At 29.4% G+C, this 17,968-nt stretch carries 18 protein-coding genes; 9 read left to right on the forward strand and 9 right to left on the reverse strand.

Annotated elements, in window-relative coordinates:
* Window positions 1-275: 275 nt before the first annotated feature.
* Window positions 276-626, forward strand: coding sequence for a hypothetical protein (locus ON24_RS00130; protein WP_232216516.1), 351 nt, complete (start codon window positions 276-278; stop codon window positions 624-626).
* A gap of 438 nt (window positions 627-1,064) precedes the next feature.
* On the opposite strand, the gene ON24_RS00135 is transcribed toward ON24_RS00130, so the two are convergent.
* Together ON24_RS00135 and ON24_RS00140 are read right to left on the reverse strand one after the other, a co-directional pair.
* The gene (locus tag ON24_RS00135) at window positions 1,065-1,673 is read right to left on the reverse strand and encodes an RlmE family RNA methyltransferase (protein WP_016358962.1); all 609 of its coding nucleotides are present in this window, start codon (window positions 1,671-1,673) and stop codon (window positions 1,065-1,067) included.
* 392 nt (window positions 1,674-2,065) lie between these two features.
* Complete coding sequence (locus tag ON24_RS00140; RefSeq protein WP_040681529.1) at window positions 2,066-2,596, reverse strand: metallophosphoesterase; 531 nt, start codon at window positions 2,594-2,596, stop codon at window positions 2,066-2,068.
* A 322-nt stretch (window positions 2,597-2,918) separates the two neighbouring features.
* Here ON24_RS00140 and ON24_RS00145 point away from each other — a divergent pair, with 322 nt between their 5' ends.
* Window positions 2,919-4,010 (forward strand): formate--phosphoribosylaminoimidazolecarboxamide ligase, encoded by a 1,092-nt coding sequence (locus tag ON24_RS00145; RefSeq protein ID WP_016358960.1) that lies wholly within the window; start codon window positions 2,919-2,921, stop codon window positions 4,008-4,010.
* Window positions 4,011-4,371: 361 nt separating this feature from the next.
* On the opposite strand, the gene ON24_RS00150 is transcribed toward ON24_RS00145, so the two are convergent.
* Together ON24_RS00150 and ON24_RS00155 are read right to left on the reverse strand one after the other, a co-directional pair.
* The gene (locus tag ON24_RS00150; RefSeq protein WP_016358959.1) at window positions 4,372-4,881 is read right to left on the reverse strand and encodes a hypothetical protein; all 510 of its coding nucleotides are present in this window, start codon (window positions 4,879-4,881) and stop codon (window positions 4,372-4,374) included.
* 317 nt (window positions 4,882-5,198) lie between these two features.
* A complete protein-coding gene (locus tag ON24_RS00155; protein WP_040681530.1) occupies window positions 5,199-5,666 on the reverse strand; it encodes a flavodoxin family protein in 468 nt (155 codons plus the stop codon).
* Window positions 5,667-5,827: 161 nt separating this feature from the next.
* Between ON24_RS00155 and ON24_RS00160 the strand changes: the two genes are divergently transcribed.
* The 3 genes from ON24_RS00160 to ON24_RS00170 all read left to right on the forward strand — a co-directional run bounded on the left by ON24_RS00160 (window position 5,828) and on the right by ON24_RS00170 (window position 8,381).
* Window positions 5,828-6,367, forward strand: a complete 540-nt coding sequence (locus ON24_RS00160; protein WP_040681531.1) for a DUF2115 domain-containing protein — start codon at window positions 5,828-5,830, stop codon at window positions 6,365-6,367.
* Between the two features lie 167 nt (window positions 6,368-6,534).
* Window positions 6,535-7,197: a YczE/YyaS/YitT family protein gene (locus ON24_RS00165; RefSeq protein ID WP_016358956.1), complete on the forward strand. Its 663-nt coding sequence runs from the start codon at window positions 6,535-6,537 to the stop codon at window positions 7,195-7,197.
* 215 nt (window positions 7,198-7,412) lie between these two features.
* On the forward strand, window positions 7,413-8,381 hold the full coding sequence (locus tag ON24_RS00170) for an alpha/beta hydrolase (protein WP_016358955.1): 969 nt from the start codon (window positions 7,413-7,415) through the stop codon (window positions 8,379-8,381).
* A 361-nt stretch (window positions 8,382-8,742) separates the two neighbouring features.
* Here the strand turns inward: ON24_RS00170 and dtd are convergent, their stop codons facing one another.
* Complete coding sequence (gene dtd, locus ON24_RS00175; protein ID WP_040681532.1) at window positions 8,743-9,189, reverse strand: D-aminoacyl-tRNA deacylase; 447 nt, start codon at window positions 9,187-9,189, stop codon at window positions 8,743-8,745.
* A 34-nt stretch (window positions 9,190-9,223) separates the two neighbouring features.
* The gene (locus ON24_RS00180) at window positions 9,224-11,827 is read right to left on the reverse strand and encodes an ATP-dependent helicase (RefSeq protein ID WP_040681533.1); all 2,604 of its coding nucleotides are present in this window, start codon (window positions 11,825-11,827) and stop codon (window positions 9,224-9,226) included.
* Window positions 11,828-12,116: 289 nt separating this feature from the next.
* On the opposite strand from ON24_RS00180, the gene ON24_RS00185 reads away from it, so the two are divergent.
* Window positions 12,117-12,968, forward strand: coding sequence for a HEAT repeat domain-containing protein (locus ON24_RS00185; protein ID WP_040681534.1), 852 nt, complete (start codon window positions 12,117-12,119; stop codon window positions 12,966-12,968).
* 65 nt (window positions 12,969-13,033) lie between these two features.
* Complete coding sequence (locus tag ON24_RS00190) at window positions 13,034-13,849, forward strand: DUF169 domain-containing protein (RefSeq protein WP_040681535.1); 816 nt, start codon at window positions 13,034-13,036, stop codon at window positions 13,847-13,849.
* A 68-nt stretch (window positions 13,850-13,917) separates the two neighbouring features.
* Here ON24_RS00190 and ON24_RS00195 read toward each other — a convergent pair whose 3' ends face one another.
* Complete coding sequence (locus tag ON24_RS00195; RefSeq protein ID WP_040681536.1) at window positions 13,918-14,748, reverse strand: carbon-nitrogen hydrolase family protein; 831 nt, start codon at window positions 14,746-14,748, stop codon at window positions 13,918-13,920.
* A 114-nt stretch (window positions 14,749-14,862) separates the two neighbouring features.
* On the opposite strand from ON24_RS00195, the gene ON24_RS00200 reads away from it, so the two are divergent.
* On the forward strand, window positions 14,863-15,354 hold the full coding sequence (locus ON24_RS00200) for a hypothetical protein (protein ID WP_016358949.1): 492 nt from the start codon (window positions 14,863-14,865) through the stop codon (window positions 15,352-15,354).
* Between the two features lie 268 nt (window positions 15,355-15,622).
* On the opposite strand, the gene ON24_RS00205 is transcribed toward ON24_RS00200, so the two are convergent.
* Window positions 15,623-16,018: a zinc-ribbon domain-containing protein gene (locus ON24_RS00205; protein WP_016358948.1), complete on the reverse strand. Its 396-nt coding sequence runs from the start codon at window positions 16,016-16,018 to the stop codon at window positions 15,623-15,625.
* Between the two features lie 18 nt (window positions 16,019-16,036).
* The gene (gene nucS, locus ON24_RS00210) at window positions 16,037-16,819 is read right to left on the reverse strand and encodes an endonuclease NucS (RefSeq protein WP_016358947.1); all 783 of its coding nucleotides are present in this window, start codon (window positions 16,817-16,819) and stop codon (window positions 16,037-16,039) included.
* Window positions 16,820-16,940: 121 nt separating this feature from the next.
* Between nucS and ON24_RS00215 the strand changes: the two genes are divergently transcribed.
* Window positions 16,941-17,933, forward strand: a complete 993-nt coding sequence (locus ON24_RS00215) for an alpha/beta fold hydrolase (RefSeq protein WP_016358946.1) — start codon at window positions 16,941-16,943, stop codon at window positions 17,931-17,933.
* Window positions 17,934-17,968 lie beyond the last annotated feature (35 nt).

Raw genomic sequence — 17,968 nt, forward strand, 5'->3', positions numbered from 1 at the left:
ATATTGTTTGTATACTCCAATATGGTGATTCGATTTTGAAAAACATCTATTTTTTGTATAATTATTTTTATAATTTTAAAAAAAAGTTAAATTTATTAATTATTTTTTCAATAAACATATATGTTTAAGTTGTAAACTTAGTATATAATTTATTACTTTATAAAAATACGATTTTTTAAATTTTTTAACAATTTTTTAGAGGATTTTTTATGAAGAAATCAAGATTAAATTTGTTTAAATCTACATCTATGTTAGTATCTATATTAGGTGTCATAATGATAATTGCAACAATTGTTGTTGTAGCTTATATTGGTTTTAACATGGTCTCATCAGGCATTACTACTGGAATATCATCTGGAAATCAGTATGATGAGTTATCCGAATTAAAATCAAATTACTCCAATATAGAAGCTAAATTTAATGAAAGTTCTAGTTCAATGGATTCAGAACAATATGATGATTTGAGATTAGAATTAACACGATCAAGTGGGGATATTGATGATGTAGAAAGTGCTTTAGCCGCAGGTAAGTCTGCTGATGAAGTAAATAATAGGATTACTATTGCAAAACAGGAACTTAATCTTACCCGTGAAATGGTAGATAATGCTACAGGTTCTACATATTAATATTTTTCCTTTTTCTTTTTTTATCTATTTTTGTTAACTATTTTTTTAGTTTTAATTTATTTGTTTTTAAAATGTTTATTAATTGTATTCTATTTTTGTTAACTATTTTTTTTAAATTGACTATTTGATTCATTGTTTTATAGGGCTATCCCTTTTATTTAGGTCTTAAAATGATTTTTTTTATTTTATTTAAGAATTCATTTTGTTATATAAAAATAAGCATCTCTTGTTATTTTTTGCAGATATCTTCTTATTATATTATCACATTAACTTTTGTTTGTTCTATAAAGATAGTGTTTTTTTATTTAATTGTTTAAAATGAGATATTTTATTGTTTTATTTAATTTTTTATTGTTTTATAAAAATAGATGTTTTTAAGTAATTTTTGAAAATTATAATGGTTCCAATTTAAAAAAAAGTAGATTTAAAAGATTTTAATTATTTTTTAAATCCAATACCCACTATGTACATTTCTGAACTTTTTTTACGGGAGGATGGAGGCTTGGTTGTTTTTAAAATTTTAAACTTCTTTTTAATACCATCAATTAGATGTTTATATTCCCCGCCTTGGAATACTTTAATCACAATGTTTCCATGGGGTTCTAAAATATTGTCTGCAATGTCTATTACTACCTGAATCAAATCAATTGATCTTAGATGGTCCAAATCTTTAATGCCTGTTAAGGAGGGTGCGGCATCTGAGACAATTACCTTTGCTTTTCCACCTATGATCTGGGTAATTTTATTTTGAACCTCATCTGTTGTGAAGTCTCCTCTAATTCTATAGAAATTGTCTTCAGGTAGAGGTTTAATCCTATTTAAGTCAACTCCCACTACAATTCCTTCCTCTCCAACTTTTTCAAGTGCCACTTGGGACCATCCTCCTGGAGCTGCACCTAAATCTACAACAGTATCTCCTTTTCTTATTATCCTATATTTTTTGTCTAATTGTTTAAGTTTATATGATGCTCTTGAGCGATAGTCGTTAGCTTTGGCTCTTTTATAGTAAGGGTCATTCTTCCTTTCCATTTCCCATCTACTACCCATTTTATCACAATTCCTTTTTTTAATATAAAAACTAGTTAATTATTATTTACTTTATAATGGCTGTTTAAAATATTTTTACTTTAAAAAGTGATTTAAAGATTATAAATATTTTAATAAAAAAATAGTAATTTTATAATTTATTAATTTAAGAATTTTATTATTTCAATTAAATAAACTATATTGTTGATTTTTTTTGGTTTGATTTTTTAACTAGATAAATTACATTTTAACAATTAAGTAATTTCTATTGTTGATTTTTTTGGTTTGATTTTTTAACTAGATAAATTACATTTAATTTCTAATTTAATTTGATTTATTATTAAATAAATTGGTTTTCTTAGTTTAAGAATTTTATTTCATCAATAAAATAATTAAATAGGTTTTAAAATTATTTATTCATGTTTTGGTGGTTTAAAGTTTAATGCGGCACATACTGGTTTTCCAACTTTTATAACATTAATGTCCACATTTTTATTATTAATTTCCATCACCATAACTGATGGGTCTGATAATCTGGGATTGGTAGGGCTTCCAGGATTTACTAATAGGACATCCCTTATTGTGTTAATTGATGGAACATGGGTATGTCCACTAACAAGTATGTCAACATCTAATTCCCGTGCAATATAGTATAATTGGTCTAAATCTCCTTTAGGATGTACAATACCATGTACTAAACCTATTTTTAAACCCTCCTTTTCAATAATCCTTGAGGAAGGCAATTCCTCCTCTGTAAATGGATCCATATTTCCACGAACAGCCAGGGTAGGCGCTACCTTGTTTAGTTGGTCTATTACATCAAATGAACATATGTCTCCTGAGTGTAATATTAAATCCACATTTTCAAATGTTTCAAAAACTTTTTCAGGTATTTCTGTAGCTCTGTTAGGTAGATGAGTATCAGATATTAATCCAATTAACATTTTTATCACTTTTTTATTTATTATAATATAGTTTATCTAATTAGTATATAAAATATATTGGATTGAATTTTATTTAAGTTTTCATTGAACTATTTTTAATAAAATCCTAAATATTTAAATATTTATATAAAAATTTTAAATTTAATATTATTTTTATTAATTTGGATAATATTGTCATTTAATCGATTTTAAAGGACTTTTTTTCAAATTAGAATTCAAATAATTATTTCTTTCATGTTGGAAATATTAAATAAAAAATTTTATTACTTCTAAAAAACATAAGGTAAATTGTATTTCTAATTTTAGAAAGGAGATTTTAAAAATGGGAAAAGTAGATAAAAAGCATATTTTAGATATTTTAGAGGGATATGATAAAGATAATATAACTATCGCTACATTAGGAAGCCATACTTCTTTACATATACTTCATGGAGCTCAATTAGAAGGTTTTCATACAGCTGTTGTCTGTGAAAAAGGCCGTGAAGTTCCATATCAACGTTTCGGTGTTGCTGATGAGTTTATCATGGTGGACAAATTCAGCGATATTGTAAATGAAGATGTTCAGCAAAGACTTCGGGATATGAATGCAATTGTTATTCCTCATGGTTCTTTTGTGGCATATGCTGGATTAGATAATATTGAGGATAAATTTAATGTTCCTATGTTTGGTAATAGGGATATTTTAAGATGGGAAGCTGAAAGGGATAAAGAAAGAAAAATGTTAGTTAATGGTAATTTAAGAATTCCTCAGAAATTTGATGGTCCTGAATGTATTGACCGTGAAGTAATGGTTAAATTCCCAGGTGCTAGAGGTGGAAGAGGTTACTTTATTTGTTCTTCTCAAGAAGAATTCAATGAAAAGATTGAATCCATGAAGAAACGTGGATGGCTAACCGACGAAGATGTTCCTAATGCACATATTGAGGAATATGTATCCGGATGTAATTACTGTATACACTATTTCTATTCTGCTTTAGATGATGAAGTTGAATTGATGGGTATGGATAGTAGATATGAATCTAATATTGACGGTTTGGTAAGAATACCTGCAAAAGATCAAATGGCTTCAAATCTTTCTCCTTCATATGTTGTAACTGGTAATCATCCTGTTGTAATGAGGGAATCATTACTTACTCAGGCATTTGATTTAGGAGATAAATTGGTAGAAAGTGCTAAGGAATTAGTGGCTCCTGGATTAAACGGTCCATTTTGTTTACAAACTCTTGTAAATGATAATCTTGAACTGGTTGTATTTGAAACTAGTGCAAGAACTGATGGTGGAACTAACACATTTATGGATGGTTCCGCATACACTCACCTTAAATATGGTGAAGGTATGAGTATGGGAAGAAGAATTGCTGTTGAAATTAAAAAGGCAATTGAAACTGACCAATTGGATAAAGTTATCACATAATTAATTTAAATCTTCTTAAAGTTTTTTAAAATGGTCTTGATGACTAAAATATGTTTTTTCTTTAAAATAGTTAGTTAAATAATTTTTTAACTATTTTAATTATCTATTTTTATTATTAAGTTAATCTGTTAGATAATTTTTTTTTAATTATTTTAATTATCTATTTCTATTATTAGGTTGTTTTATAAATTATTTATTTTAAAAAGGACATTTGATATCTAATTCGGATATTAGCTAATGTAAAAATTTAAATTTATCGAAAATTAGTTAGAATCTAATTTTAAAATAATAATTATTAATGTTGAAAATAAGTTTTTTATATTTTAATAAGGAAAGTAAAAAAGAATTCTAATTATCCTTTTTACTTTTTAATGTTTTTGCTGGTTTTTCTGTTGTCTGTATTTTTATCCTTTTTGAATCTGTTTTTAATTCTATTAATTCCAGGTTCTGCAGGATATTTACCTACCTTGACATTTTTACTACCTTTTTTCTCGGCTTCAGCCATTTCTAAAGCTTGATCTCTGTTAACCTTAAAGAGATTACCAACAATTGATATAAATCCACCAATAATAAAACAAGCTATGACAATCATAATGTTCATTATAATTGGTGAAAATATTGGATTTACCATAGGTCCTAATAATCCATATATGGAAGCGATTGCTAGGAATATACCTGATAGACCACCTACAATAAAAGATTGTAAATAGCTTTTAGATTTATATCCTATATATAATGGCCCTATTGCTGAGAAAGGTATGGCCCAATCATAAGCGTATTGATATCCTATTACTGCTAAACCAACAAATATTCCGGTTCCAGCAATAAAGGCAGCAAAATCAAAATCATGTACCTCATCAGTCACACTCATTAAATCACCTTTTCTAATAGTTAATATTTAACTATTGATCCTTCAATAATTAGCTATTTTTAAGAATAAAATTTTTTCAATTCTAATATTAATTACTTAATTCTAATCTATTTAAGATAATATCTTTTTTAAAAATTTAATTCTTCAGTTCTAATTACTTAATAATTAAATTTTGTATTTTAATATTAATAAAATTTTATAATTGATTTTAATGTGGTGATTTTAACTAGTTTTAAATTTTTTTTATTTATTTAATCTTAAAAATAATTAAGGGGAATGAAAAATAATTAAAAATAGATTTTTTTTGAATTTAAAATTTATAATAATTTAATCTCATCTGCAAAATCTTTAATTTTCTTGTTTGGACTTTTCATTTCCTTTTCAGTAATGGAAAGGCTTTTTACAAGGTCTTTACCAGTAAGTTCACTAATTTTCTGGAATGTTTTATCATCACCATTAGCTTTCATGGTACAGAATGCACCAACCTTTTTGAAACGGTTTTTATTATTTTCAATATATGTTATTACAGGGCTTGCAGGTGATGATGCCCATACTGGGGTTCCAATAAGTACCAAATCATAATTTATTGGATCTTTAGTTGTCACAATTATAGATGAGCCTTTACCTATTACGGACTCTATTGCTCCTTTTAAATATCCTCCTGCACCAGTATGACTTTGATTATCCCTAATTTCTTCTATGTCTGCATCTAAATCTCTTCTTAACATTTCTGCAAATCTTTTGGTGTTACCGCTTCTTGAATAATATGCAACTAATATTTTCACATTATCACCTTTTCGGGTTTTTAAATATATTTTAGTAGTAATTAATATGTTATAATTAATAAATGTTAATTATATTGTATAATCAATATAACTTTTAATAATATTTTATTATTATAGTTAAATAATAATATTTTTTAACAATGTTTTTTCTGGTAATATATATGTTTGCAGAACTAGATGATATGATAAAAGGTCAGGACGATTTTAAACAAGATTTAGTTGAAATATTAAAGGATAAATCAAAAACTATTTCTGTCTTTGATCAAATGAATTGTACTAACGAGTTATGGGAAGGATTGAAGTTTGTTCAAGGAAAACATAAGAAAGATTTCTTTGAAACTTATTGTAAATATTTTATTTTAAGAATAAATGACATTAAAGACGATAAGAATGATTATGATAGTGAAACTTTTGACTTTGATGAGTTTGTAAAGTTTGTTGTAATGCTTGAAAACAATTATTATGAGATTGGTGATATGGATGTTATGAGAAGTGAGGCATTCAGATCTATTTATGCAATAATCTCCCTTTATACTACTTTTGTATTAGAAGAGCCAATTCATCCTGTTGGCACTAAATTCCCTGGTGAGTTAGAAGTTGAATACGATGATGGTGTTTATTATTGTCCTGTAAAAGAGAATAATGTAGATAATCCTAAAGCTATTTGTCAATTTTGTATTGCGGAGCAATTAGAATACTAATTTTCCATAATTTCTTTAAGCAAAGGTTTCCAATTTATAATTTTTTTATTATAAATGATTTTAATTTTTACATCTTTTTATTTTTAATTACAATATAAAGATATTAATTTATACAATACCGTTAATCTTTTTAATGCTGTTTAAGTTATTATATAATGTGATTAAATTTGAAAGCAAGAACAAGATTAATTAATTATTTTGTTGGTTTGTTTATAATGACTGTAGGTATCGCTTTTTCCATCAAATCCAATTTAGGTGTATCTCCAGTCAGTACGATACCTTATACAATGACTGTTGTTTGGGGTATTGAAATTGGAATGGCCACTATCATATTCCATTGTAGTCTTGTTGTATTACAAATTTTACTTTTAAGAAAGTCTTTTCAATATAAACAATTATTACAAGTGCCTGTAGGTATTGTATTTGGTTATTTTACTTCATTTTCAGTATATTTATTATCTTTTATTCCAAGTTCATCAAATATCATTATTTCATTAATTTATATTGCAATCAGTATTGTGGCTATTGCTTTTGGAATATTCTTATATTTGCCACCAAAATTAATTCCTCTTGCAGGGGAAGGAGCTATGGCTGCTATAAGTATTGTAAGTGGAATGCCATTTGAAAAGGTTAAGATTTGTTTTGATACTTCAATGGTTGTAATATCTTTAATCATTTGTTTAGCAATGATTAGGTCTTTAGGTAGTGTTGGGATTGGTACTATTATCTCAGCATTCCTTGTTGGTAGTACTTTAAAATTAATCATTTCTATATTTAAACATTTTAAAGGTTATAATCCCATGCTTATTAAACCAAATGATAACTCTTAATTTTTTTTTAATTTTTAACTATTTATTTTAATATTTCAAAACTTTACTTGTTTTCGTCGATTTTTTATAATCTTAAATCTTTATATATTCATGATTTTTAAAAAATGAATAAATATATATAGAATAAAATTTTTATATGTATATATAGGATTAATTAGATTTGTGAATTTTTTTTAAAAATTTTTTATTATTTTAAAATTGTTAATGGTGATAGTATGAGTGAAAAATTAGAGTTAACAAGTAAGTGGGATAAAGTATTTCCAGAAAATGATAAGGTAAATCATAAAAAGGTTACATTTACAAATAGATTCGGCATAACCTTAGCTGCAGATTTATATGAACCTAAAGATTATGAAGGTAAATTGGCAGCCATTGCAATATCTGGACCATTCGGTGCTGTTAAAGAACAATCTTCTGGTTTATATGCTCAGATACTAGCTGAAAGGGGATTTTTAACCATTGCCTTTGATCCATCATTTACTGGAGAAAGTGGAGGTAATCCACGTAATGTGGCATCTATTGATATTAATACTGAGGATTTCCAAGCAGCTGTAGATTTCTTATCCGTTCGGGATAATGTGGATTCTGAAAGAATTGGAATTTTAGGAATTTGTGGCTGGGGTGGAATGGCCCTTAACGCAGCAGCTATTGATACTAGAATTAAAGCCACGGTTACCTCAACAATGTATGATATGCCTAGAGTAACGGCTTATGGTTATTTTGATTCTGTTGATGAAAATGGAAGGTATGAAATGAAAAAAGAGTTAAACAACCAAAGAACCGATGATTTTAAGAATGGTACCTATAAAAGGGCAGGAGGGGTTGTAGATCCTGTACCTGAAGATGCTCCTCTTTTTGTAAAACAATACCATGATTATTATAAAACTGAACGTGGTTATCATAAACGTTCCTTAAATTCCAATGGTGGTTGGAATGTTACATCTTCATTATCATTAATCAACACTCCAATATTGAGATTTGGGGATGAAATTAAAAGTCCAATTTTAATGATACATGGTGAAGATGCACATTCCTGTTACTTTAGTAGGGATTGTTTTGAAAAATTATCTGGGGATAATAAAGAATTATATATTATTCCAGGTGCTGTGCATGTGGATTTATATGATAATCTTGATGTCATCCCATTTGATAAGATTGAAAAATTCTATAAAGATAACCTATAAATATTCTTAATTAATTTTAGGTATCTATCTTTAACTTTCTATCGGATTATAATTTTTTATTTTAATTGAATTTTTAATTATTTTTTATTTTATTTTATTTTATTTTATTTTATTTTATTTTATTTTATTTTATTTTATTTTATTTTATTTTATTTTATTTTATTTTATTTTATTTTATTTTATTTTATTTTATTTTATTTTATTTTATTTTATTTTATTTTATTTTATTTTATTTTATTTTATTTTATTTTATTTTATTTTATTTTATTTGATAAATTATGATGTTTTAATTTAGTTAAACCTAAATTTAATTTATCTTTAATTTATTTTCTAAATTATGGTATTCTGGTTTAGTTAAACCTTAATCATCGAACTCCTTTTCCATAATGATGGTAACCGGCCCATAATTTCTAAGATTGATGTCCATAAACCCTCCAAACTCACCAGTTTCAACGGGAATATGTTCACCACATTTTCTAGTAAAATAATTGAATAATTCCTCTGCTTTTTCACCATTCATGGCTCTTGCAAATGACGGTCTGTTGTTGTGGCTTGTATCTCCATATAATGTGAAATTTGGAATTAAAAGTACTTCACCTTCAATATCTTGTATGGATAAGTTCATTCTACCATTGCCATCTTCAAAGACTCTTAATCTCAATAATTTTCTTACAAGATAATCCGCTTCCTTTTCTGTGTCATTTTCCCCAATACCTATAAGAACCATATAACCTTTGCCGATCTTACCAACTACCTCATCATCAACTTTAACACTTGCTGACTTGACTCTTTGAATTACCAATCTCATTATCTCACCTTTAGTTTAAGAATTTGTCCTGTATTTAATCATATTCATTTTTTAATTTCTCTTTAATTTCCTTTAAAATAGCTTTATGCATTCTTTTTGTAAATTCTACTTTGTCATTTTGATTTAATACATCCAAATAACCTTGTGAAACTAGATTAAATGCAAATGGGCTAGGAATTACTGTGTTGATTGTTTTAATTTCCATGTCTTTGTTTTCAACTGCCTTTATTACTTCTAAAGCATTTTCCATATCCATATAATCCTCTGTAACTTCTCTTCTCGCCTCATTTAATATTGGGAAGTTATTGTCCATTTCCTGAACATATTTAAGTAATATCTTCCCCCTTACTTGCTGGCGACCAACTGATTTATTATTTCCCTTATAATGTCTTAGTGTCATAAGTGATCTTCCAGCACAGTCTCTAAATCTATGTGCCAGTGTTTCGGTTTTGTCAAGGGACTTTATTAAAATTTTTTCAAAATTTTCAGTATTCAATTTCTCAAATGATTCAAGACCACCAATAGTGCCTTTATCGGCACTTAAATAAAATCCATTATCTGAAATTGATATTGTTACATTTGTATTATAGTCTCTTGCTGCAATATAGGCTGTTGCACGTGAAAGTGCATCATTTACTTTTCTACCAAAGAGGGAGTGGAAAACCACAAAGCGTTTTCCTCCAAATCCTTTATAATATTCAATTACTAATTTTTTATAGGAGGAAATCTCCCCATATAGGAATTGTTCATTAAAATATTCGTAGATAGAATTTGCTGCAAAATCATCAACATATAGATATTCATGTATATAATTTAAAACATCTTCTTTTCCCTTGTTATACTGGAGTTTAGTTTCCATATTGGCTCTAAATTTCTGAATATCTAATGCCAGATCATAGGATAGGGGTAATTGTTGGGAAAACCATCGTGGTATGGTTGGAGGTCCTCCTGCAGGTGAAGCATATGCAACTGTTCCTTTCGAATATTTGAATTTGAAGGTTGTACCTCCTAAAACAAATGTATCTCCAGGTTTTAGTCTATCAAGGAAATAGTCCTCAATCCTTCCAACAACTTCACCATCACATTTTACAAGTACGCCTGACCTGTCAGGTATGGTTCCAATATTTGTGGAATATAAGACACGTGCTAGTTTTCCACGTTTTCCAAATGTGTTTTCCTTATAGTCAATCCATATCTTTGGATAGACATATCTTTCCTCAAGTGGCGTATACTCTCCTGCAAGATAGCTTAATACATCTTCATAGTCATCACGTGATAAATCCTTATAGCAATAACTTTTTCTTATAATGTCGTATGCATAATTTATATCCCATGGATTTTCAATGGCCATTCCATAAATGTGTTGTGCCAGGACATCTAAACAGTTAGTGGGGATATTGATTCTATCAATTCTACCTTCTTTCGCATCTTTTAAAAGTACGCTGCACTCTACAAGATCATCCCTATCTGTTACAATTATTCTTCCTTTGGATTTTTCATGTAGTCTATGACCGCTTCTTCCAATTCTTTGAAGTGCACGGGATACAGATTTCGGTGAGTTTATAAGTATTACAAGATCGATGTATCCAATATCAATACCAAGTTCTAGGGATGTTGATGATACCACGGCTTTTAATTTACCATCCTTTAGTTTTTCCTCTGTTTTAAGTCTGATTTCTTTTGAAAGTGATGAGTGGTGGGCCATTATGTTATTGTTATTATAATGATCTGGAAACATTTTCTTAAGGTTATATACAAAACTCTCGGTACCGCTTCTTGTGTTTGTAAAGATGAGTGTTGTTTCATGTTCCTGAATTAAATCATCCACCATTACATACATCCCGACACGGGTATCCTCATTGTCCGCAATGACAATATCACTTACAGGACTCATAACCTCAAGGTCTAATTCTTTAAGGTAGTTTATGTCTATTAGTTTACAGTTTCTTTCAACACCATATTCACATCCAACAAGAAACCTTCCTATTTCTTTAAGGGGGGCGACTGTTGCAGATAAACCTATTCTTACAAATCCTCCAACAAGGGCATTTAATCTTTCAAGAGATAAACTTAAATGTGTTCCTCTTTTGTTATTTGCAAGGGAATGTATCTCGTCAATTATCACATATCTAACATGGGATAATTTCTCTCTGAATTTAGGTGCTACAAGTAAAATGGCCAAGGTTTCCGGTGTTGTAATAAGAATGTGTGGCGGTTTTTTAAGCATTTTTTGTCTTTGATATTGGGTGGTATCTCCTGTTCTTATTGCTTTTCTAATTCCTAATTCCTTTTTGGATATCCTTTCAATCTCCCTTAATGGCTCATCTAGGTTCTTTTCAATATCGTTGTCTAATGCCTTAAGGGGGGAAATATAGATACAGTACACTTTATCCTCAAGTTCCCCTTTATCTGCTAAGGTAGTTAGTTCGGATATAATTGATAAGAATGCTGTTAAAGTTTTTCCAGAACCAGTTGGTGAGGATATAAGAACATTATTCTTCTTATGGATTTCAGGAATGGCACGTTTTTGAGCGGGAGTAAAGTCGTCAAAGTTTTTATCAAACCACTCACGAACCCATGGGTGAAGAATTTCATAAATCTCTTCCTTGGAGTATTCCTTGTTCTGTTTCGTAATCATTTTTATCAAATATTAATTTTTTTCTAAAAAATAGATGAAATTCTATGTAATATTTTAAAAATATTGTTTATATAAATTTTATTTATTCAAATGCTTTAAAATATTTTTTCGAAAAATATTAATAAATTAATTAATAAATTAAATCTAATTAGCATTTATTGAAGTTATATATTATTTAGATAGAATTTAATAGTATATGAGTTAATATGAGATGTATATTATTGATTAAAATTATATTTCTATTATTTTTGATTTTTAATCTATATAACCACTGTTATGAGGTATTGTTATGGGAAAATACACTGTTGAAGAAGCGATTTTAAAACTTAAAGATGATGATGTGGAGATAAGAAAGGATGCTGTTAAAAGTTTAGATGGAGTAACTGATGAGGCAGCTATTGATCCTTTAATTGAAGCAACTACTGATGATAATGCACAAGTAAGATTTAAAGCTGCCCAAACCTTGGGAAACATGGGTGATTTGGCAGTTGATAAATTAATTGCTAAATTTAATAATGCATCTGGTCAGGATAAAAGATTTTTAACCTTTGCACTTAAGGAAACATATAGTGATAAAACGATTGATGCCCTTGTAAGTGCTGTTGATGATGAGGATTTTGGTGTTAGAAAAACAGCTATTAGGGGTTTAGGTTCACTTCAAGCAAGAGATAAGATGGATGATATTGCAAAGGGTCTTGAAGATGAGGACTGGGGTGTAAGACTTTCAGCTATTTATGCACTGGGAGATCTTGCAACACCGGAATCAGTTGCACTTATTAAAAAGGCAAGACGTGCTGAGAAGGATGAAGATTTTAAGAAATCTTGTAAGAAAGCACTTAAAAAAGCAGATAAATTAATGAAATCAGGAGCTAAACCTACAGTATCTAAAGCAAAACCTATGAAAGATATTAAAGCTTTAGAGAAAGAAGATCCCGAGGAAGCTGCAAGGGAATATGAAATACATATTAAGGAAGGTGCTAAAAGTCAGGAACCTTATAAAAGAGCGGCTATTATCTACCGTAAGACAAACAGGTATGACGATGAGGTAAGGGTTTTAAATACAGCTATCGAAAATTTATCTAGATTAAATCCTGGAAAAGAGGAATGGTTCCAGAAAAGATTGGACAAACTTACAAAATAATCTTTTTTTATTTCTATAATTAATCAACTTTTTTGATTTTACTATTTTTTTCGGGTTATGATAATATGGATTCTAAGATTGCAAATTTATTGGGATGTAGTTTTAAACCTATTGTACTTGTTAAAACCAATGAAAAACCTGATGGTGCTATAGGGCCTAAATCAAATAAGGGAAGATCCTGTATAATGAGCTATTTAAATAAAGTTATATTTGATAGGCAAACGGTTGTTTTTGAAAAGAATACTACCTCCTGTAATGGGGGACTTACTGGTTTAGGTTTTGGTAATGGTTTTAAGGAAGGTGAACCAGGTATAGATATTTATGCATCATTCTTATCAACAGGTCTTAAGGATGCAAAAGATAAAAAGAACTATCAAAAATTCTGTAGCGAAAAACCGCCTGCTGTACGTGATATGTTTGAATGTGGTGAGAGAATATATTCCAATTATAATCAGGCATATGAATTTATGGATAAAAAGGTTCCAATATATAATAACCCGGAAAAATATGTTGTATTTAAACCCTTTGAAGATTTAAAAGATGAAGAAATAGCTGATTCGATTATATTTATTGTAAATCCTATGGAACTGTCAGTTCTGCTCCAATTTGATACTTCTTTAAGGGATGAAGTTAATCATGTCATGACTCCTCAAAGTTCTGCATGTCAATCAATTGGAATCTATGTATTTGATGAGGCAGAAAAGGAAGACTCTCATGGAGTCTTAGGTCTACTTGATCTGGCTGGACGACGTGCCATGAAGGAACCTATAAAAAGTCAATACTTTACTTTTGCCATTCCATGGAAATTATACTTAAAATATCTTGATAATATGGAATGTTCTTATTTGGACGGTCCCGTTTGGAAAAGTATGAGGAAATAATTTTTTTTTTTTACTTGGAGACTTATATTGATTGTCAGCTTGAAGTGATATAATTCTATTTTATTAAGCTACTTCCTTTTATTTATTTCATATAGGTCCCTACGTCTATTTTTTAAAACAGGAATCTCTTCTCTTACGGTTTCGATTTTATCTAAATCAATATCCACTATTTTTAACTCCTCTTCATATCCACATTCACTTATTATATCTCCCCAGGGACTTGCTACAAGTGAATGTCCAAAGGAATTATAATTGGCATCTTTGTTTAATGCCGGTGCAACACCAATTGTATAGACCTGATTATCTAATGCCCTTGATTTAAAAAGAGTTTCCCAGTGTGCAGGTCCTGTTGTTAGATTAAATGCTCCAGGATAAATAAGAATGTCTGCCCCCTCAAGGGTAAGTATACGTGCAAGTTCTACAAAACGTATGTCATAGCATATTCCAAGTCCAATTTTTCCAAATGGCGTGTTAACTATATTAAAACTATCTCCCGGACTTAATGTATCTGATTCCTTAAATGATATCTGACCTTTGACATCAATGTCAAATAAATGCATCTTTTTGTGGTTCCCTATAATGTTGCCTGTGTTGTCAAAGAAATAACTGCTATTGTATATTCTATCATTGATCTTTTCAGGAATTGACCCCGCTAAAATGTAGACATCTTCCTCTTTGGCTGTTTTACCAATGGCCCTAAGCGTTTTACTGTCATCCTTTTCCTCAGCATACTCAATAAATTTGCTGTTTTCATATGGACAGTTAAACATCTCTGGCAGTATTGCAAGGTCTACATCCCTCTTACAGGCCTCCTTAATCATGGATATTGCATTTTCAATATTCTTGTCTTTATCATCCACTACATTGATTTGACAAAGTCCGACTTTTAAGTTTACCATCATATCTCCCCACACTATAATATAAGTTAATATTTGTAGATTGATTTAATAAAAGTTTTATTAATGGCTTGATAGAATATATTAATAATTAAAATTCTTAAAGGAATAGTTATTATGGCCGATGAAACTTATACAATTAAATGTAGTAATATAGATTATGCAATTTATAAAGTAGGTAATTGGAAAAATGAGTATAAATTAAATCTTGTTGGAACATCTGATGAAATTCCTGTTACTAATGTTACTAAAAAACATGTGTTGTTTAATATGGAAGAGATTAGAAAATCCGAGTTTGATATGGGCGGTAGGAAAGTCAATGGTATTGTGGCTTTGGGAAGTCAATTGAATCCTGAGCTATCTTCAATGTCTGTTGATGATTTGGTAGCCCTTGAGAGCAAGGAATATGATAACATTATTAAAGAAATCAATGATTTGGAACTTTTAGACGATGATGTGGAGATAGATCTTGCAACCGACCAATATCTGATATATAAATTAGTTAAGGAGCAACACAGTATTACAGCTTCAAAACCTGCAAATCAGTTTACTGTAAACCATCACATGGAAGAGATTAAAAAGTTACAAAAACAAGCTAATCAAGAGTAGTCATACTCTTAGTTATTGGTTTATGGGCTTTTCAGTGTCTGGTTCTTTTCATATTTTATTTATATACATTTTTCAGACATGCTTTTAATTCATATATTATAAACTTGTCCTATTTAATTAGAAACCAATTTTTATTTTCATTAATCTGAAACTAGTAATTTTTATTTTTGCCTGTTTAAAATATATCTTATCTATTAAAGATGAGACTATCTTTAAAATCATATTATCCATATTATTTAAACAGCTATTAGATTCCTTATTTTATTAACTATCTGATTCTAAACATGGATAACATTAAAAGGACGGATATGACAAATCCCACAACACATATAACAAGTTGTATATATCCATGTTTTCTAAGGTTTTTATTAGGTGAATTAATTAAATAAAATGGTAAAAACAATCCGAAGAAACCAAAGACACCAATATTACTTAATGAACTAATTAGGAGTAGTGGAATCCAGCCCCATCCAAATATGATAGCTAAAATATAACTTATTAAAATAAGATTGTGGTGGTCTTCCGGATAAAGGGTATCTGCTTGATTGAAACTATTTTCTTTGTTAAATTCATCTGGATTTTCTTCATTTAATGGGTTTCCACAGTAATTGCAATATCTTGCCCAGTCCTCATTTACTGTACCACAATGCTTACATCTTTTCATATTATCCCTTAATCATTTTTATAAGAAACTATCTAATGTTGTTTTTTTATCCCTTTTTAATTCCTTTGGAGGTTCACATTCTACAAATTCAATACCTTCCTCTTCAATCATTTCCTTTGCATCCTCATCGATTTTAGGTCCTACAAGAAGGCCTCTTATTTTTTTCTTCTCAACTCCAAGTCTAAGGGATCTATTTTCTGTATTGGTTAAATCATCAATATATCTCTTTATCTGTTTTACGGCACTTATTCCAATTTTACGAGATTTTAATTCAAGAATCATTAGATTTCCATCGGAATCTTTTCCAAGAATATCAATAAAACCATGTTCGACATTGTATTCCCTGTCTGTTGGTTTAAATCCTTCCTCAATGATATGGGGATTTTCCATGATCATATCCCCCATGTCCTTCTCATAACCTGCCTGTTCAAGTTCCTCATAATCCTCGACAACCGCATAGGTTCCGATAAATGTTTTTTCAATCAAAACCTCTAATCTTTCCTTAGGGGTTCTACGATTGCTTTCTATTATGACTTTGCCGTCCCGAATAAATACTCTTGTTTTTGATTTAGGTGGCTGCCAATTTACAGGTTCGACCTTTCTATCCTGGTGTACTAGAAATGATCCGTCAGGTTTTATTAGAATCATACGTTCACCATATCCAAGTTGACTAAGTGCCCTTCCCTCATATTCAACTTTACAGTAGGTAAACAAAGTTATCATGGCTTTTTTACGAAGACCTGCCTCAATTAAATCATAGGTTTCTTCTGTATTAGGTTCTTCAATAGTTTTATAATTCATCTATCATATCTTTCTTAATTTTATTTAATAAATTTAGTTATTTTATTGGAATTTGTAAAGTTAAAATATTTATAATTAAATCTTGAAAGATAATATTGATTTATTGCTGTGAGGTTTAAGATTGTTTAAGGATATTGATTTTGATAAGGCAGAATATTTCACGTTGGATAAGTTTCAATTTTTAAATGGTGAAACACTTGAAGATGTTGATGTGGAATATATCACAATAGGCACTCCAATATATGATGGGGAAGGTAATATCACTAATGCGGTAATTTATTGCCATGGCTCCGATGGGGATTATGGTTCAATAAGGCGTATTGAAAATATCACTGGCCCCGGGGAGGTATTTGATACTGATAAACTATTTTTCATATCATTAAGTGCTTTAGGTTCTCCGAGATCTCTTTCACCATCAATGACAGATTTAAAAGGTGACTTTCCCCATTATACGATTTTGGATATGGTTGATTTTCAAAGGGAATTTTTAATGGAAAAATTCAATATTGAACATGTTAAAGGCATAATTGGAAATTCGATGGGCGGTTTTACGGCTTTGACATGGGCATCATATTATCCTGATACGGTGGACTTCGTCATTTCCCTTGTAAGCAGTTACAAGGTAGGGGGCCATAACTATGCCCTTTCACGTATAATGGACGACATTGTAAAGACATGTCCTGATTACAATAATGGAGACTATATTGAAACCGAGGAATTAAATAGGACATTTAGACTTGCAAATGAAATAATGTTTAATTATGGTTTTTCAAGACAGCACTACAGAAACAGAACCAACATGGAAATAGATCAGGACATTGAGGACATGCTTGCCGATGAGAGTCTTGATGATATTAATGACATTGTTTATAGAAATGAGGCTACCTTGGATTATGATATTGGAGATAGATTAAAGGATATTGCGGCTAGGGTTTTAATTATTGCGATTAATCAGGATCAATATTTCCCACCGGAATTAGATGCAATACCTATGGATAAAATGATTAGGGATTCAAAACTTGTAATTTTTGATTCAATCAATGGCCATATCGGATCCCGTGAACTGGATAAAGTTGAGGATGACATTAAAGAATTCATGTCTCAGTTCTATTAATTGGAAATTTAATGATATTTGATTTTAAGTGTTTA

The organism is Methanobrevibacter boviskoreani JH1 (assembly GCF_000320505.1).
Taxonomy (GTDB): Archaea; Methanobacteriota; Methanobacteria; order Methanobacteriales; family Methanobacteriaceae; genus Methanarmilla; species Methanarmilla boviskoreani.

Coding starts and splice junctions, on each gene's coding strand:
- ON24_RS00180 (WP_040681533.1), bottom strand. CDS start 11,827: ATGATTACGAAACAGAACAAGGAATACTCCAAGGAAGAGATTTATGAA.
- ON24_RS00185 (WP_040681534.1), top strand. CDS start 12,117: ATGGGAAAATACACTGTTGAAGAAGCGATTTTAAAACTTAAAGATGAT.
- ON24_RS00160 (WP_040681531.1), top strand. CDS start 5,828: ATGTTTGCAGAACTAGATGATATGATAAAAGGTCAGGACGATTTTAAA.
- ON24_RS00150 (WP_016358959.1), bottom strand. CDS start 4,881: ATGAGTGTGACTGATGAGGTACATGATTTTGATTTTGCTGCCTTTATT.
- ON24_RS00200 (WP_016358949.1), top strand. CDS start 14,863: ATGGCCGATGAAACTTATACAATTAAATGTAGTAATATAGATTATGCA.
- ON24_RS00145 (WP_016358960.1), top strand. CDS start 2,919: ATGGGAAAAGTAGATAAAAAGCATATTTTAGATATTTTAGAGGGATAT.
- dtd (WP_040681532.1), bottom strand. CDS start 9,189: ATGAGATTGGTAATTCAAAGAGTCAAGTCAGCAAGTGTTAAAGTTGAT.
- ON24_RS00190 (WP_040681535.1), top strand. CDS start 13,034: ATGGATTCTAAGATTGCAAATTTATTGGGATGTAGTTTTAAACCTATT.
- ON24_RS00135 (WP_016358962.1), bottom strand. CDS start 1,673: ATGGGTAGTAGATGGGAAATGGAAAGGAAGAATGACCCTTACTATAAA.
- ON24_RS00195 (WP_040681536.1), bottom strand. CDS start 14,748: ATGGTAAACTTAAAAGTCGGACTTTGTCAAATCAATGTAGTGGATGAT.
- nucS (WP_016358947.1), bottom strand. CDS start 16,819: ATGAATTATAAAACTATTGAAGAACCTAATACAGAAGAAACCTATGAT.
- ON24_RS00205 (WP_016358948.1), bottom strand. CDS start 16,018: ATGAAAAGATGTAAGCATTGTGGTACAGTAAATGAGGACTGGGCAAGA.
- ON24_RS00170 (WP_016358955.1), top strand. CDS start 7,413: ATGAGTGAAAAATTAGAGTTAACAAGTAAGTGGGATAAAGTATTTCCA.
- ON24_RS00130 (WP_232216516.1), top strand. CDS start 276: ATGATAATTGCAACAATTGTTGTTGTAGCTTATATTGGTTTTAACATG.
- ON24_RS00140 (WP_040681529.1), bottom strand. CDS start 2,596: ATGTTAATTGGATTAATATCTGATACTCATCTACCTAACAGAGCTACA.